Annotated in this window: 13 protein-coding genes and 1 pseudogene; 13 read left to right on the forward strand and 1 reads right to left on the reverse strand. The window is 70.9% G+C overall.

Annotation, left to right across the window (positions count from 1 at the left end; genetic code table 11):
- The first annotated feature begins 280 nt into the window (after positions 1 to 280).
- A complete protein-coding gene (locus GGD82_RS09575; RefSeq protein WP_150061591.1) occupies positions 281 to 2,155 on the forward strand; it encodes a thiamine pyrophosphate-dependent enzyme in 1,875 nt (624 codons plus the stop codon).
- A 4-nt stretch (positions 2,156 to 2,159) separates the two neighbouring features.
- Positions 2,160 to 2,804 (forward strand): indolepyruvate oxidoreductase subunit beta, encoded by a 645-nt coding sequence (locus tag GGD82_RS09580; RefSeq protein ID WP_150061590.1) that lies wholly within the window; start codon positions 2,160 to 2,162, stop codon positions 2,802 to 2,804.
- 16 nt (positions 2,805 to 2,820) lie between these two features.
- Here the strand turns inward: GGD82_RS09580 and GGD82_RS09585 are convergent, their stop codons facing one another.
- Positions 2,821 to 4,554 (reverse strand): SulP family inorganic anion transporter, encoded by a 1,734-nt coding sequence (locus GGD82_RS09585; RefSeq protein ID WP_211364721.1) that lies wholly within the window; start codon positions 4,552 to 4,554, stop codon positions 2,821 to 2,823.
- 181 nt (positions 4,555 to 4,735) lie between these two features.
- Between GGD82_RS09585 and GGD82_RS09590 the strand changes: the two genes are divergently transcribed.
- The 11 genes and pseudogenes from GGD82_RS09590 (at position 4,736) to GGD82_RS09640 (ending at position 16,709) form a co-directional block, all read left to right on the forward strand.
- Positions 4,736 to 5,071, forward strand: coding sequence for a cysteine-rich small domain-containing protein (locus tag GGD82_RS09590; protein WP_150061588.1), 336 nt, complete (start codon positions 4,736 to 4,738; stop codon positions 5,069 to 5,071).
- Positions 5,072 to 5,300: 229 nt separating this feature from the next.
- Positions 5,301 to 5,765 carry an Hpt domain-containing protein gene (locus GGD82_RS09595; RefSeq protein WP_150061587.1) on the forward strand — a complete coding sequence of 155 codons (465 nt, stop codon included), beginning with the start codon at positions 5,301 to 5,303 and terminating at the stop codon, positions 5,763 to 5,765.
- 162 nt (positions 5,766 to 5,927) lie between these two features.
- Complete coding sequence (locus tag GGD82_RS09600; protein ID WP_246163749.1) at positions 5,928 to 7,148, forward strand: MFS transporter; 1,221 nt, start codon at positions 5,928 to 5,930, stop codon at positions 7,146 to 7,148.
- 165 nt (positions 7,149 to 7,313) lie between these two features.
- Positions 7,314 to 7,797: pseudogene (gene msrA, locus GGD82_RS09605) on the forward strand (peptide-methionine (S)-S-oxide reductase MsrA); the annotation flags it as partial.
- Between the two features lie 52 nt (positions 7,798 to 7,849).
- Positions 7,850 to 8,902 carry an MraY family glycosyltransferase gene (locus tag GGD82_RS09610; protein WP_246163747.1) on the forward strand — a complete coding sequence of 351 codons (1,053 nt, stop codon included), beginning with the start codon at positions 7,850 to 7,852 and terminating at the stop codon, positions 8,900 to 8,902.
- 86 nt (positions 8,903 to 8,988) lie between these two features.
- Positions 8,989 to 9,855 carry a squalene synthase HpnC gene (gene hpnC, locus GGD82_RS09615; protein ID WP_150061585.1) on the forward strand — a complete coding sequence of 289 codons (867 nt, stop codon included), beginning with the start codon at positions 8,989 to 8,991 and terminating at the stop codon, positions 9,853 to 9,855.
- A gap of 90 nt (positions 9,856 to 9,945) precedes the next feature.
- On the forward strand, positions 9,946 to 11,139 hold the full coding sequence (locus tag GGD82_RS21075) for a glycosyltransferase (RefSeq protein WP_246163745.1): 1,194 nt from the start codon (positions 9,946 to 9,948) through the stop codon (positions 11,137 to 11,139).
- The gene (gene hpnD, locus GGD82_RS21080) at positions 11,136 to 12,062 is read left to right on the forward strand and encodes a presqualene diphosphate synthase HpnD (protein WP_150061584.1); all 927 of its coding nucleotides are present in this window, start codon (positions 11,136 to 11,138) and stop codon (positions 12,060 to 12,062) included. The genes GGD82_RS21075 and hpnD overlap by 4 nt, the downstream gene beginning before the upstream one ends.
- Entirely contained in the window at positions 12,062 to 13,336 is a 1,275-nt protein-coding gene (gene hpnE / locus GGD82_RS09630) for a hydroxysqualene dehydroxylase HpnE (RefSeq protein WP_150061583.1), read from the forward strand. Before hpnD ends, hpnE begins: the two co-directional genes overlap by 1 nt.
- A 482-nt stretch (positions 13,337 to 13,818) precedes the next feature.
- Positions 13,819 to 15,969 carry a squalene--hopene cyclase gene (gene shc, locus GGD82_RS09635; RefSeq protein WP_150061582.1) on the forward strand — a complete coding sequence of 717 codons (2,151 nt, stop codon included), beginning with the start codon at positions 13,819 to 13,821 and terminating at the stop codon, positions 15,967 to 15,969.
- A gap of 17 nt (positions 15,970 to 15,986) precedes the next feature.
- A complete protein-coding gene (locus GGD82_RS09640; RefSeq protein ID WP_150061581.1) occupies positions 15,987 to 16,709 on the forward strand; it encodes a phosphorylase family protein in 723 nt (240 codons plus the stop codon).
- The last annotated feature ends 70 nt before the right edge of the window (positions 16,710 to 16,779 follow it).

Consider the following 16,779-nt stretch of genomic DNA (forward strand, 5'->3'; position numbering starts at 1 on the left):
AGGCGCTCGGCGGGGCCGGAAGCGCGGGCACCATAGTGAGCACGTAATTTCCTGTCAAGCATGCCTCACAGGCCCGGAAACACGCGCCGGTGACTGCCGCCGCGCACGCCAGCGTGGTCCCGCGCCCGGGTCTCCCTTGACGCTGAGGGGTCATCACGGTAAAGCCTCGACCGAAATGAGGGCGATCCGGGATCGGGCCGGATCGCTCAACCGTCGCCCGGCCCGGCGCAACCATCACCAGCACAGGCGGTCGCGGCGCGTGATGGGGGAGGCCGATACCATGAACGCCCTGACCGACGTCTCGGCCGGCAGCCGCGCGCTGCTGTCCGGCAACGATGCCGTGGCCCGCGCCGTGTGGGAGGCCGGCGCGCGGGTCGCCAGCGCCTACCCCGGAACACCCTCGACCGAGATTCTGGAGACGCTGGCGCGCTATCCGGATGTGAACGCCCAGTGGGGCGTGAATGAAAAGGTCGCGCTGGAAGTCGCCATCGGCGCCGCGCTGGCCGGGTCCCGCGCCTTCTGCGCCATGAAGCATGTCGGCATGAACGTCGCCGCCGACGCCCTGATGAGTCAGGCGCTGGCCGGCATCAACGCCGGCCTGGTGATCGCCGTGGCCGACGACGTCGGCCTGTCCTCCAGCCAGAACGAGCAGGACAGCCGCTACTGGGGCCGCTTCGCCCACCTGCCGATCCTGGAGCCCGCCGACGCCCAGGAAGCGCACGCCTTTACCCTGGCGGCCTATGCGCTGTCCGAACAGGCGGCCTGCCCGGTGATCCTGCGCCTGACCACCCGCGTGTGCCACGTCAAGACCGTGGTGGCCGTGGGCGAACGCCAGACTCCAGCGCACAAGGGCTTCATCCGCGACGCCCGCCGCTGGGTCATGCTGCCCGCGAACGCCAAAGCCATGCTGCCCAAGCAGGACGCGCGCGATGCCGCACTGTCACGGGAATCGGACACCACCGACCTGACCACGATCCTGGACGGCCCCGACCGCTCGCTCGGCCTGATCGCCAGCGGGCCGGCGGCGCTGTCCGCGCGCGAGGCGCTGCCGGACGCGCCCATTCTTAAGATGGGTCAGACGTGGCCGCTGCCGCTGGAGCGCATCCGGGCCTTTGCCGCCGGTGTCGACCGCGTGCTGGTGGTCGAGGAGACCGAGCCCCTGGTGGAGACCGAATTGAAGGCCGCCGGCCTCGACGTGCTCGGCAAGGACACCCTGCCCCGTCACGGCGAGCTGTCGGTGGGCGTACTGCGCGCCGCAGCTGCCCGCCTGCGCGGCACGGCGGACGCCGCCGCGCCGGCTCCGGCCGCCGGGCCGGACCCGGACGTGTTCCCGCGCCCGCCGACCATGTGCCCGGGCTGCCCGCACCTGAGTCCCTTCTATTGTCTGTCGAAGCTGCGCCGCGCGGTGCTGATCGCCGGGGATATCGGCTGCTACACCCTGGGCGCCGGCCACCCCTGGCAGGCCATGGACACCTGCACCTGCATGGGCGCCTCGGTCACCATGGCGCACGGGCTGGCCATCGGGAAGGACGGCGACGACGCCGCCAAGGGCGTGGTTGCGGTGATCGGCGATTCGACCTTCCTGCACATGGGCATGCAGGGGCTGCTCAATCTGGTCTACAACCGGGCCAACGTAACGGTGATGCTGCTGGACAACCGCACCGTCGGCATGACCGGCGGGCAGGAGCACCCGGGCACCGGCTTCGGCATCCATGGGGAGGAGGCGCCGCGCGTCGACTTCGTCGCCCTGGTCAAGGCCATGGGTGTGAAGCCGGAGCGGGTGCACTCGGTCAATCCCTACGCCCTGCCCGACCTGTTCAAGCTGATTCGCACGGAGACCCAGGTCCCCGAGGTTTCGGTCATCATCACCAACCAGCCGTGTGTGCTGACCGACCGCCATGTGCCGCATCCGGCCCTGACGGTGGTCGAGGAAGACTGCACCGGCTGCGGCGGCTGCATCGCCATCGGCTGCCCGGCCATCCAGGTCGCCCGGCGCGAGACCACGACGACCAAGAGCGGCAAGCCCAAGGAACTGACCTTCGCCCGCATCGACAGCGCCTTCTGCACCGGCTGCAACGCCTGCGTGGAAACCTGCGCGCCCAACGCCATCGTGCCGCTCGACCCGGCGGCCCATCCGCGCCTGGAAAGGGTGTAGCCTCATGTCCGTGGATCGTGTCACCAACGTGCTGCTGTGCGGGATCGGCGGCCAGGGCGTTCTCACCGCCGCCGAGCTTCTGGCCCGCGCCGCCATCGCCGCCGGCCACGACGTCAAGAAAACCGAGGTCGCCGGCATGGCCCAGCGCGGCGGGGTGGTGACCTCGCACCTGCGATTCGGGCCACGCGTGCTGGCCCCGGCGATTCCCGACGGCGAGACCGACCTGCTGATCGGGTTCGAGGCCGCCGAGGCCCTGCGCTGGATCGGGCAGGTGCGCGCGGGCGGGCGCATCGTCGCCAACGCCCTGCGGGTTAAGCCGCCGGTGGTGCACCAGGGCCTGTTCGCCTACCCGGACGACCCGATCGGCGCCGCCCGGGCCAAGGGCGCGGACCGGGGCATCGACGTACGCAGCCTGGACGCGCGCGCCATCGCCGACGACCTGGGCAACATGAAGCTCATCAACACGGCGATGCTGGGCGCGGTCGCGGACCTGCTGCCGCTGTCGCCGGATGCGCTGCGCGCGCTTGTGGTGGACGTGTTCCGCGCCCGCAAGCCGGCGCTGGCCGATCTGAACGCACAGGCCTTCGATGCCGGCCGCGCGGCGGTCGCGGCCGAAGCCGAGAGCGCCCCGGCCGCGGCCGCGTCTTAAGAGTCATGCGGCTCCGCTACGTCGCCGAGGTGTCGGCCCCGGCAGCGCGGATCCGCTCCAGGGCCTCGTCGACCGTGGGTGTCCAGTGCACAAGCGGTTGGCGGAGCCCGTGGGTCAGCAGGTCGCGCCGCACGCCGGACGAGGCTCCGGCCAGATAGACCGTGACCTCACTGCGCTGCGCTTTGCGCGCCAGACCGTAAATGGTGTTCGCCGCCGACGAGTCGATGAACGGCACGGCGGCGAAGTCCAACACCAGCACGTTGTGCGCGGCCGCGATGCGGTCCAGCACCGAGCCGACCGTGGACACCGCCCCGAAGAAGAACGCGCCGCTGATGCGGTAGACCACCACGCCGGGATCGGTCGTGACCCGCGGGCGGTAGGGCGCGCGCTCGGCCGGCGTGCCGTCCGCCTTGTCCACGCCGACCGGGGGCACATGGGCCTCGACCGACACCGCGTGCGACATGCGGTGGATGAACAGCAGCGCCCCAAGGGCAAATCCGACGATGATGGCCTCGGTCAAGTCGCGGAACACGGTCAGCAGGAAGGTGACCAGCAGCACCGCCGCGTCCCCCCGGCTGGCCCGCAGCAGGGTCCATACCGCCTCCTTCTCCACCATGTTCCAGGCGATGATGGTCAGCACTCCGGCCAGCGCGGCCAGCGGGATGAAGGCCGCCAGGGGCGCCGCCACCAGCACGAACACCAGCAGCGCCACGGCGTGGATCATGCCGGCCACCGGCCCATGCGCCCCGGCGCGGATGTTGGTGGCGGTGCGGGCAATGGCCCCGGTCACGCACAGGCCGCCGAACAGCGCCGAGCCGATGTTGGCCGTGCCCTGGGCCAACAACTCGCAGTTGGAGCGGTGGCGGCGGCCCGTCATGCCGTCGGCCACCACCGCCGACAGCAGCGACTCGATCGAGCCCAGCAGGGCGAAGGCGACCGCGCTGGGCAGCACCGCCTGCATTTTCGCCCAGTCCAGGGCCGGCAGCGACGGCAGCGGCAACCCCTGAGGAATGCCGCCGAAATGGCTGCCGATGGTCGCCACCGGCAGGTCCGCAAGGGCGGTGATGCCGGCCGCCAGCGCCACCGCGATCAGCAGGTTGGGCCAGCCCGGCCGCAACCGCTTCACGCCCACGATGACCACGATGGTGCCAAGGGCAACCGCCACCGCCTCCGGCGTCACCGTCGGCAAGCTGTGCCAGAGCACCGGCATCTTGGCGAACAGCGGCCCCGGTTCGGGCGCCTGGAGGCTGAGCCCCAGCAGATCCTTGATCTGGCTGGCGAAAATAATCACCGCAATGCCAGACGTGAAGCCTACCGTCACCGGGTACGGAATGAATTGGATGTACGACCCCAGGCGCAGCGCGCCCATCCCCAGCAGGATCACCCCGGCCATCATGGTCGCCAGCAGCATGCCGTCCACCCCGTGCTGCGCAACCGTGGCGGACACCAGCACGATGAAAGCACCGGCCGGGCCGCCGATCTGGAACCGGCTACCGCCGACCAGCGAGATGATGAAGCCGCCGACGATGGCGGCATACAGCCCCCGGTCCGGCGAGACGCCCGAGGCGATGGCGATGGCCATGGACAGCGGCAGCGCCACCACCGCAACGGTCAAGCCGGCGACGGCGTCGGCGCGCAGCTCGCGCAGGCCGTAGCCTTCACGGAGCACGGTGACAAGCTTGGGGGTGAACAGCACCGACAGACGGCGATCCGGGTCCGTCGGCCCGGAGGAAACGGGGCGGGTAGACACAGCGATCCTTGAAGACGAGAGGGGGATGCTTCAAACACTAGGCCCCACGGCGAACCGGGGCAATGCCCGTGCGCACAGGGGGTGCTCACCGCCCGCACGCACCGATTGGGTGCGCGCCTTCACACCGACCCGGTGAGCCCCATATGGTGGGAACACGGGACTGGATCGGAGACCCGGAGACATGCAACCCAAGGACAGCACGACGAACGAGGGCTTCAAGGGCTTCACCAACACGCGGTGCCCCTTCCTGCCCTGTCACGAGGGCGTGCGGGGCGCGTTCAACTGCCTGTTCTGCTATTGCCCGCTGATCGCGTTCGAGTGCCCCGGTCCCTACGAGGTGTTCACCGACAAGAACGGCGTCACGCGCAAGGACTGCTCGGCCTGCACCCTGCCGCACAACGGCTATCAAGGGTCCTGGAACTTCATCCAGAAGTGGCTGGAACGGCCCGTGGTCTGGAACGGCCAGCCGCAGACCCGCCGCTACCGGCAAAAGCCGGTGAAGCCGAAAACCGAGTAAGACGTCCTCCCAAAACGAGAGGCGACGTGACCGGTCGAGGACCTCTGACGCCCAACTTGACCGCCAGAATGACACATGTCCCGCCGGACGGCCCGTCTTCGTGGCGGAAGGATCACCACAGCGAGTACGTCCAGCACGCCGCACGTGGCACAGCGCTTGATGTGAGGAGGGCCACGGCCGGGCCTGAGGGTCCCGCCACCCCTGGACCGCTGTAACGGACGTCCCCGTCATGAATGCCATTCCGTACCCCGCCCACGACACCGAGAACCTGGATTCCGTGTGGGTCCCGGAGCGCGCGCCCGATTCGGCCCCTCGGATCTGCGAGGACCACGTTCTGGTGCGTCTGGCCCTCGACACCGACGTGGACCTTCTGCCGGACCTGGTGGCCGGGTTCCTGGACGACATCGGCCAGCAGATGCGGCGCATCGACGCGGCCGTAAGCCGGAGCGATATCGTGGCCCTCGAGCTTCAGGCCCATGCGTTGGCGGGATGCGCGAGCACCTTTGGCGCCGAGCCGCTGCACCGCCAGGCCTGCCGCGTGATCGAGATGTGCCGCACCGGCTCCACCGAGGCCGCGCTGACGTCGGCGACGCCGCTCGCCGGGCTGGTCGCGCGGGTGATGACGGACATGCCGGACACTGTCGCCCGCGTCCAGGCCACCGTCGAGCTTGACCCCGCGCCGCCTTCGGCCTGACGGCGCGGAACGCGCCCATCGGAACGCGCCCATCGGAACGCGCCCATCGGGGCGGGCGAGCATCAAGACCCACGGTCCCGGGACGCCGACTGTCGGCTTGCGCCACCGCACGCGCGGTGCGAGAGTGCGAGTCTGTCGCGTTTTCCTACAGGACCACACGCCATGACCCCCGTGCACATGAGCCCCGTGCAGGCCCGCACGGCGCTGGGCTTTTCCTGCGTCGGCCATTCGATCAGCCATATCTTCGAGCCGATCTTCTACGTCGTTGCCCTGGTGCTGCCGGCCCAGTTCGGCATTTCGTACGAGGCCGCGCTGGCCCTGATCCTGGGCGGCAAGCTCATGTTCGGCATCGTGGCACCGCTGGCCGGCTGGCTGGGCGACCGGTGGAGCGCCACCGGCATGATGGCCGTGTACTTCCTGGGTATCGGGGCGGGCGCGGTCTGGGCCGGGCTGGCGCAAAGCCCGCTGGAGATGGCCCTGGCGCTCGGACTGCTCGGCGTGTTCGGCTCCATCTACCACCCGGTGGGCATCGCGTGGCTGGTCCGCACCGCCGTCAATCGCGGCAAGGCGCTGGGTATCAACGGGGCGTTCGGCGGCTTCGGCCCGGCGCTGGGCGGGGTCATGGCCGGCGTGCTGATCGACACGTTCGGGTGGCGCTCCGCCTTCCTGATTCCGGGCGGCGTAACCCTGCTGTTGGGCGTGGCCTTCATCTGGATGGTGGCGCGCGGCGTCATCATCGAGACCAAGGTGGACGCCCGCAGCGACCCGCCGCCGGACCGGCGCGACACCGCGCGGGTCTACGCCATCGTCGCCATGACCATGCTGGTGGGCGGCATCATCTATCAGGCCACCCAGGCCAGCATGCCGAAGGTGTTCGAGGAACGGCTGGGCGGCCTGCTGGGCGACGGCGCCAGCGGCGTCGGCCTGGGCGTCATGATCGTCTACGGGCTGGCCGGGCTGTTCCAGATCTGGACCGGGCATCTGGCCGACCGCTTCCCGCTGAAGACCGTCTACGTCTCCATGTATCTGCTGCAGGTGCCGGTTCTGGCGCTGGCGGCGACCGCCACAGGGCTGCCGCTGCTGATGGTCATGCTGATGATGGTGTCGTTCAACATCGGCGCGCTGCCGGCGGAGAACAGCCTGCTGGCCCGCTACACCCCGCCCTCGTGGCGCTCGACCGCCTACGGCATGAAGTTCGTGCTGTCGTTCGGGATCAGTGGGTTGGCGGTGCCCCTGGTGGCGTGGCTGCGCGCGACCACGGGCGACTTCATGGTGCTGTACCTGGTGCTGGCGACGCTGGCCGGCCTGGTGCTGATCGCCGGCGTGCGGCTGCCCCGGGAACGCCCCGCGCCGGAGCCGACGGCGGCCGCCCCCGCGGAGTAACCACAATCCGGCGCGGGCCCAGGCCAGCGCCTTGCCGGGCCGCCCGTGGTGGCCCATATGCCCTATCGCGGGTGAATCCTGCTCCTGTAGGGGCGAGGGCTGAGCCTGCCGTTGCGGAGGCGTCACGCGCATCCGCCCCTGGTCCTTTAGGGAGGGCAAGACCCCATGAGCACACGAGTCGCAACCTTCGGCGCCGGCTGTTTCTGGGGGGTCGAACTGGCCTTTCGCAACACGGACGGCGTGATCGGCACTACGGTCGGCTATGCCGGCGGCCATGTCGACGACCCCACCTACAAGATGGTGTGTTCGGGCACGACCGGGCACGCCGAGGTCGTGCGGGTGGAGTACGATCCCGCCGTCGTGCCCTATGAAAGCCTGCTGGTCGTCTTCTGGGACTGCCACGACCCGACCCAGGTGGACCGCCAGGGGCCGGACATCGGCACCCAGTACCGCAGCGTGATCTTCACCCACGACTCCGCGCAGGCGGCGGCGGCGGAGGCCAGCCGGGCCACCCTGGCCGCCTCGGGCCGGTTCCGGCGCCCCATCGCCACCCGGATCGAGCCCGCCGGACCGTTCTGGGCGGCCGAGGACTATCACCAGCAGTACCTGGAGAAGCGTGGCTATCAGGCCTGCGGCGCCAGCCTGCGGGCGTAAGTCCAGACACGTTGTGAGGGGCGGCGGGCTCGGGTATATCCCGGGCCATGATGCCGTCTCCGTTTCCCCCCCTGCCCGCCCTGATTCTGGCCGGTCTCCTGGCCCTGATCGCCGCCGTGCTGAGCGCGGGCGCGGTCTGGGCCGTGGAGCGTGTCCTGCGCGCGCGCGCCCTGCTCGACCACCCGAACGAGCGTTCCAGCCATGCCGTGCCGACGCCGCGCGGCGGCGGCCTGGGCGTGCTGGCGGCCGCGCTGCCCCTGCTCGCCTGGGACGCGCTCATGCGGCCAGAGGGCGCAGCAGACGGCGGCGTGCCCTGGGCCATGCTCGCGGCCGGCACGGCGCTTGCCGCGCTGTCGTGGCGGGACGACCTGCGCCCCCTGCCCGCCGGACCGCGTCTGGCGGGGCACCTGCTGGCCTGTGCCGGCGTGTGGCTCCTTCTGGACCTCCCTGGGCCGGTGTTCCAGGGCCTGGTGCCGGGGCCCCTCGACAGCGTGGCGGCGGTTCTGCTCTGGGGCTGGTTCGTCAATCTCTACAACTTCATGGACGGCATCGACGGAATCACGGGCGTGGAAACCGGGACCGTCGGCGTCGGTCTGGCGCTGGTCACGGTCGCGGGCGGCCTCGCCCTGCCCATCGCCGCCCCTCTGATCCTGGCCGGCGCGGCCGCCGGATTCCTGGTGTGGAACTGGCACCCGGCGCGCATCTTCCTGGGCGACGTGGGCAGCGTCACCCTGGGCTACCTGCTGGGCGGGCTGCTGCTGATGCTGGCGGCGCAGGGCGCGTGGGCCCCGGCCCTGATCCTGCCGTTGTATCACCTCGCCGACGCCAGCCTGACCCTGCTCGGCCGGTTGGCGCGCGGGCACGCCCCGTTCCGCGCCCACCGGGAGCACGCGTATCAGGTCGCCGTCCAGGCCGGTCTCTCCCACGCCCGGGTGAGCGGCATCGTGGCCGCCGTGAACGTCCTGCTGATCGGGCTCGCACTGCTGGCCACGGTCTGGACACGCTGGCCGCCCGTCATAGGTGCCGTGGCGCTGGTGCTGGCGCTGCTCGGCGTGCTGCGATGGCGGCCGGCGTGGCTGGCGGCACGGCCGGCGGGGTAACCCATCCCGCGCCATCTCGCCTTCCCTCACACGGTCTGCTACATCCCGCCCCATCGTTCTCCAAAAGCGCCCCGGACGCTGCCCCCATGCCCCCCGCCCCGTCTCCGTCTCCGTCTCCCGTGGAAGCGCCCTCCGGCAAGACCGCGGGCACGGAGAACTTTCCCGTCGGCTCGATCCTGATCGCCAAGCGGCTGCGCCCGCATGTGGCGACGTTCTACGCCTTCGCCCGCGCCATCGACGACATCGGCGACGCGCCCGAGTTGTCCGCCGACGAGAAGATCGCCCGCCTGGACGGGTTCGAGGCCGCGCTCACCGGGCGCGACACCACGACTCCGGGTTACGCCAAGGCCCATGCGATGCGGGACAGCCTGCGCGCCACCGGGGTGCCCGACCAGCACGGCGTGGAGTTGATCGCCGCCTTCAAGCAGGACGCGGTCCAGAGCCGTTACGCCGACTGGGACGACCTGATGGGCTATTGCCGGCTGTCGGCGGCACCGGTGGGGCGCTACCTGATCGACCTGCATGGCGGCTCCCGCGACGGTTACGGCCCCTCGGACGCCCTGTGCGCCGCCCTTCAGGTCATCAATCACCTGCAGGACTGCCAGGACGACTACCGCACCCTCGACCGCGTCTATCTACCGCAGGACTGGATGGGCGCGGCGGGGGCGCGGGTCGCGGACTTGGACGCGCCGGCCGCGACGCCGGCCCTCCGGCGTGTGCTCGACCAGTGCCTGGACGGATGCCGCACCCTGATGCGCGAGGCGGACGCCCTGCCCGCCGGCTGCCTGGACCGGCGGCTCGGCCTGGAAAGCGCGGTGATCGTGGACGTGGCCCACACCCTTATCGGGCACCTGTCCCGGCAGGACCCTCTATCCGGGCGAGTCAAGCTGTCGAAGGGACAGGCCGCCGTCTGCGCGCTGCGCGGGGTGGCGCGCGGCTTGATCCGGCGCTAGAACAGTCCGGAACGCCGGGTCGGGCACATCCGGCGACCGATGAATCGCGCCGCTGAATCACGCCGCACGAGAGGGGAGGCTCACAACGTCATGGGTGTCGCCGAGGTGATGGGAACCGTCGCCGCTGTATCCTCGACCGCCTGGATCGCCCTCGTGGCCGTGGCGGTGTGGCTCGGCCTGCTGTTCGGGCGCGGCGGGTTCTGGCGCGCCGACCAGAAGCTGGAAAGCGCCGGCATCACGCACACCGAGGCCGATCCCGTGATTGCGGTGATCCCGGCCCGGGACGAGGTCTACACCATCGGCCGCGCTGTCAAATCGCTGCTGCGCCAGGATTATCCGGGGCCGCTGACGGTCGTCGTGGTGGACGACAACAGCGGCGACGGCACCGCCGAAGCGGCCCGCGCCGTCGCCGAGCGCCCGGACGAAAAGGCCTGCCTGCACGTCATCCAGGGCAAGGCGCTGCCGCCCGGGTGGTCCGGCAAGATGTGGGCCGTGCACCAGGGCCTGAAGCATGCGCGGGCCGTCGCACCCGACGCCCGCTATGTGCTGCTGACCGACGCCGAGATCGAGCACAACCCCGGCAACCTGAGCCGCCTGATGGCGCGCGCCGTGCGCGAGACTCGGGTGCTGGTCTCGCTGATGGTGCGGCTGCGCTGCGTGTCGGCCTGGGAAAAGATCCTGATTCCAGCGTTCGTATTCTTCTTCCAGAAGCTCTATCCGTTCCCGCGCGTCAACGACCCGTCGTCGCCGGTGGCGGGCGCGGCCGGCGGCTGCATGCTGGTGCGGCTGGACGCGCTGGACGCGGCCGGCGGGATCGAGGCGATCCGCAGTGAGCTGATCGACGACTGCGCGCTGGCCCGCAAAATCAAGAAGCAGGGCTCGATCTGGCTGGGGCTGGCGACCCGCACGCGGTCCCTGCGGCGCTACGAAGACCAGGGCGAGATCTGGCGCATCGTGACCCGCACGGCCTTTACGCAGCTCGGCTACTCCGCGGTCTATCTGATGCTGATGATCCTGTTCATGATCCTGGCCTACCTGTGGCCGCCGGTCGCCGTCGTCTGGGGCGTCCTGGCCGGGGACTGGCTGGCGGCCGGCTTCGGTCTGGTGGGCTGGCTGATGATGGCGGTGGCGTACTGGCCGACGCTGAAGGTCTATCACATGCCGATGTGGCGCAGCCTGACCCTGCCCCTGGCCGCCCTGCTGTACGGGGGAATGACGCTGGATTCGGCGCGGCGCCACTGGATGGGCCATGGGCGCGTCTGGAAGGGGCGGACCTACCAATGACCGTACGGCCGATCGATCGCGCGGCCGACAGCGGGGCGCCGGCCGCGCCGGCCGTTGTGCGGCCCGTTCTGGACGACGACGCGCGCGAGACAGCGACCCGCATCATGGCCGCGTCCGGCACGTCGTTCGGCGGCGCCATGCGGCTCCTGCCGGCGGAGCGCCGCCACGGCATGTTCGCGGTCTATGCCTTCTGCCGGGTGGTGGACGACATCGCCGACGAGCCGGCCCCGCTGGACGAGAAGCGCGCCCGCCTTGCCGACTGGCGTGTCCGCGTCGCCCTGATCTGCGACGGCCGGCCGCGCGCCGACGAACCGCTCGACCGGGCGCTGGCGTGGGTCGTGTCCCGCTTCGGCTGCCAGGAGGCGGATTTCCTGGCCGTGCTGGACGGCATGGATACCGACGCCGAGGCCCGGGTGCGCCTGCCCGACCTGCCCAGCCTGATGCGCTATTGCGATCAGGTGGCCTGCGCGGTCGGGCGCCTGTCCAACCCGGTGTTCGGCATCGCGCCCGCCGACAGTGCGCCGCTGGCCAGCGCCGTCGGCGGCGCGCTCCAGTTGACCAACATCCTGCGCGACGTGGCGGAGGATGCCGAGCGCGACCGCGTTTATCTGCCGGCCGACCGCCTCGCCGCGCACGGGCTGGCCCTGCACGCCCACGCGCCGGCCACCGCGATCCTGGATCACCCGGCGGTGCCCGCCGTGCGCGCCGAGCTGGCCGCGCTGGCGGCCGCACGCTTCGCCGAGGCGGACGCGCTGTTCGCCCGCCTGCCCCGGGGTCCAGCCCGTCCGGCGCGGGTGATGAAAGAGGTCTACCACGCCCTGTTCCGCCGCCTGTCGGCGCAGGGCTGGGATGCGGTCCGCCACCCGCCGCGGGTGCCGAAAGCGGTCAAGGCGTGGCTGGCGCTGCGCCACGGGGTGCTGTGATGGTGCCGGACGGATCGCGGGTCCATGTGATCGGCGCCGGCCTCGCGGGGCTGGCCTGTGCCGTCGCGCTGGCCGAGACCGGGCAGGCGGTGCGGCTGTATGAAGCGGCGGGCCAGGCCGGCGGGCGTGCGCGCTCGTTTTACGACGCGACCTTCGACCGCGTGATCGACAACGGCAACCACCTGCTGCTGTCCGGCAACCGCTCCGTCTTCCGCTTTCTCGACCGAATCGGCACCCGCGACCGACTCGTCGGGCCGCCGAGCACGCGCTACCCCTTCCTCGACCTGACAACCGGGGAACACTGGGTGGTGCGGATCGGCGCCGGCCTGTGGCCCGGCTGGGTGCTGGACCCGACGCGCCGGGTGCCGGGCACACGCGCCCACGACTACCTCTCCGGCCTGAAGCTGGCGCGGGCGCGGCCCGACGCCACGGTCTCGGACGTGCTGGGCGGCGCGGGAGCGCTGTACGCGCGCTTCTGGCATCCGCTGGCCGTCTCCGCGCTCAACACGGAGGCGGAGCGCGCCCAAGCCCGGCTGCTGTGGCCCGTGCTGCTGGAGACCTTCGGGCGCGGCGGACGCGCCTGCCGGCCGCTGTGGGCGCGCGATGGCCTGAGCGAGACCTTCGTCACCCCCGCCCTGGACTGGCTGGCCCGCAATGGGGCGCCGACGGTGTTCGGCCGCCGCCTGAAGGCGCTGGACTGCACGGACGGCCGGGTGACGCGGCTGGTGTTCCCGGACGACACCGTGGACGTTCCGCCGGGCGACCAGGTGGTGCTGGCGGTGCCGCCCTGGACGGCCAACCTGCTGATACCGGACCTACGGGTCCCCACCCAGTTCCGGCCGATCGTTAATCTGCATTTCCGCCTGCCGACACCCCCGGCGCGGGTGGCGCAGCCGTTGGGCCTACTGGGCGGCACGGCGGAGTGGCTGTTCGTGCGGGGCGATGTGGCGTCCGTCACCATCAGCGCGGCCTCGCCCATCGTCGATCTGCCGCCCGAGACCATCGCCGAGCCGGTCTGGCCCGAGGTCGCGCGTGCCCTGGGCCTGCCGCCCGAGACCCCCATGCCGCCGTTCAAGGTCATCAAGGAAAAGCGGGCCACCTTCGCCCAGACGCCGGAGCAGGTGGTGCGTCGCCCGGGACCGCGCGCCCCCCGGCATAACGTCGTGCTGGCCGGCGACTGGACCGATACCGGGTTGCCAGCGACCATCGAAGGCGCGGTGCGTTCGGGCCACAGGGCGGCCGAAACCGTCACTGCATTGCAACGCACGTCTTGACGAAAACGCCTCCGACAGTTCAGAACCCCTTAAGGTATGGGTGAAACGCGCCGATTCCAGGTCTTAACGACCGGGGTCAAAGGTTCGTAATCGCACGCCAAAAGGAAAAACCCTGAAACATTTGGGGTCAATAAGAACAGGCTGCCAAAGTCGAGGTCCGTCCGTATCGGCGCCATGCTGATGCCGGGTGGGTGCGCCATCGCCACCGGGACCACGACACCGCGCGTCCGCCGGACGCTGGAGGGTCCGGGGAGCGGCCTTGCCGCCACCGGGATGGCGCCGAAAGGGAGGGCGGCGGCCTTCGTCCGCCGCGATCGTCCAGGGGCGGGACCGACGGGGGACCGACGGACGGGCACACGGCTAGGATTGCCATAATCCTGTCATGGGTCTGTGGTCGGGATGACCCCCAATTCGTTTCTCCCGGATCGCCGCCGTCGCGGTCCGAGCCATAGCGTTGCGCCAGCCAGGGAATGCCGTGTCCGATGAATCAAGCGTTGCACAAGACACCGGTCATCGATCTCGACTCCCAGACCTCTTTTTCTTCGTCCGGTAGCCCCCCCTTCGACCGGCGGACGTCCGTGGACACCGACGCGGCCAACGATGGTGGCGCGGACCCAGCCGAAGCTGCCGCCCCCCCAGACGGCGCACCTCACGGCGCACCGGACAAATCCGTCGACGCCACGCCGGACGGCGCCGTGGATCCGGCGGCCGTCGACCGCGTGATCGACGAGGCCTCCGACTGGCTGCGCACGCACCAGAAGGGCGACGGCCACTGGGTGTTCGAACTGGAAGCGGACGCAACCATTCCGTCCGAGTACATTCTGCTTAATCATTTCCTGGACGAAATAAACGACCCCTTGGAGCGGCGCATCGCCGTCTACCTGCGCCGCATCCAGGCCGCGCATGGCGGCTGGCCGCTGTTCCATGACGGCGACTTCGACATGAGCGCGTCGGTCAAGGCGTACTTCGCACTCAAGCTCGTCGGCGACGCGCCGGACGAGCCGCACATGGTCCGCGCCCGCGAGGCCATCCTGAAGCGGGGCGGCGCGGCGCGCTGCAACGTCTTCACCCGCTACACCCTGGCCATGTTCGGACAGGTGCCATGGCGGGCCTGCCCGGTCGCCCGGGTGGAGGCCGCGCTGCTGCCGCGCTGGTTCCCGTTCCACATGGACAAGGTCTCGTACTGGGCGCGCACGGTGATGATGCCGCTGTTCGTGCTGTACTCGCGCCGCGCGCGCGCCGAGAACCCGCGCGGTGTGGACATTCGCGAGCTGTTCGTGACCCCGCCCGAGAAGGAGCGGCGCTACCACAGCAACCCGACCGGGCACTGGATCGGCTCCGCCTTCCTCCGCGTGGACGCCGTGGCCCGCCTGCTGGAGCCGCTGTTCCCGGCGGCGGTCGAGCGCCGCGCCACCGAGCGCGTGCTGCGATTCGTCACCGAACGCCTGAACGGCGTGGATGGCTTGGGCGCGATTTTCCCGGCGATGGCCAACACGCTGATGATGTTCCACATCCTCGGCTACGAGAAGAGCCACCCGCAGGTGCGGATGGCGCGCAAGGCCATGGACGGGCTGGTGATCGAAAAGGGCGATCACGCCTATGTGCAGCCCTGCCTGTCGCCGGTTTGGGATACGGGCCTCGCCTCCATGGCGCTGACCGAGGTCGACGCCCAGGCTCACGGGGACGGTGCCACCTCCGGCAGCCGGGAATCCGCCGTCGCCGGCGCCTGCGCCTGGCTGCGCGACAAGCAGGTGCTGGATGTGGAGGGCGACTACGCCGCCACCCGTCCCGGCGTGCGACCCGGCGGGTGGGCGTTCCAGTACAACAACGATTTCTATCCCGACGTGGACGACACGGCGGTGATCGGCATGCTGCTGGACCGCGCCCGTCTGCCCCAGAACAAGGAAGCCATTGAGCGCGCCGCCGAGTGGATCCTGGGCCTGCAGTCCAAGAACGGCGGCTGGGGCGCGTTCGACGCCGATAACGAGTACTATATCCTCAACAACATTCCGTTCGCCGACCATGGCGCTCTGCTCGACCCGCCGACGGTGGACGTCTCCGCCCGCTGCATCGGGTTCCTGGCGCAGATCGGCTATGACCGCGATCATCCGGCCATCGCGCGCGGTCTGGCCTACCTGAAGAAGGAGCAGGAGCCGGACGGGTCGTGGTTCGGCCGCTGGGGCACGAACTACATCTACGGCACATGGTCGGCCCTGGCGGCGTTCAACGCCACCGGCGAGGACCCGCAGGCGCCGCACATCCGCGCCGCCGTGGCGTGGCTGCACCGCCGCCAGCAGGCGGATGGTGGCTGGGGCGAAGGCTGCGAAAGCTACTGGACCGACAAGCGCGACTTCGTGAAGGCGTCCACGCCAACCCAAACCGCCTGGGCCGTTCTGGCGCTGATGGCCGCCGGCGAGGTGGACAGCCCCGAAGTCCGGCGCGGCATCGCCTATCTGTCCAAGGCGCCACGCACTGGCGGATTGTGGGACGAGAAGCTGTACAACGCCGTCGGCTTCCCGCGCGTGTTCTATCTGAAGTACCACGGCTACCCGGCGTTCTTCCCGCTGTGGGCCATGGCCCGCTACCGCAACCTGACGCGGGGCAACTCGGGTCAGGTGTCGTGGGGTCTGTGACCGACGCCGGCCGGCCCATGCCCGCCGCACCCGCCACCTCCCGCCCCTCCGCCATCGGCGTCGGCGTCGGCGTCGTAACCGGCCTCGCCAGTGAGGCGCACGTGCTTGCGGGCCGCGACGGGCTCACCGTCCTGTGCCACGGTCCCGGTCCCGAGCGCGCCACCGCTGCCGCCCGCGCGCTGCTGGACGGCGGCGCCCGCGCGCTGGTCAGCGCCGGTATCTGCGGCGGGCTCGACCCCGCCCTGGTCCCGGGGTCTCTCGTGGTGCCCGCCCGGGTGGTGAGCCGCCATGCCGAGGGCGAGTCCTGGGTGGTCGATCCGGCGTGGCACGCGGCCGTTGTGGCCGCCCTCCCCCCCGTTCTCCGGCCGAACACCGGCACGCTGTTGGGCTCGGACCGCGCCGTGGCCTCGCGTGACGGCAAGCAGGCCCTGGCCGCCCGCAGCGGGGCCGTCGCCGTCGACATGGAAAGCCACGCTGTCGCGCGCGTCGCGGCCGAGGCCGGAGTGCCGTTCCTGGCGTTGCGCACCGTTGCCGACACCGCCAGCGACGTGCTGCCGCCCTGGCTTGCCGGCGTGCTGAACCGCGACGGCACACCCAACGCCGGCATGGCAATCCGGCGCCTCCTCACCGGCCCCTGGCGTGTGGCGACCCTGATCGCCCTCGCCCGCCGCAGCGCCGCCGCCGAAGCCGCGCTGGGCACAGCCGCAAGCGCCTTGGGCGCGCCGGCCACGACCGCCTGATCCACGATTCCGCCATTGCCGTCCTTCCCTGGCCCGGCGCCCTCGCGCCGGCCAACGGCGCACGTGCAAC

It is taken from the genome of Roseospira marina (genome assembly GCF_014197855.1).
Taxonomy (GTDB): Bacteria; Pseudomonadota; Alphaproteobacteria; order Rhodospirillales; family Rhodospirillaceae; genus Rhodospira; species Rhodospira marina.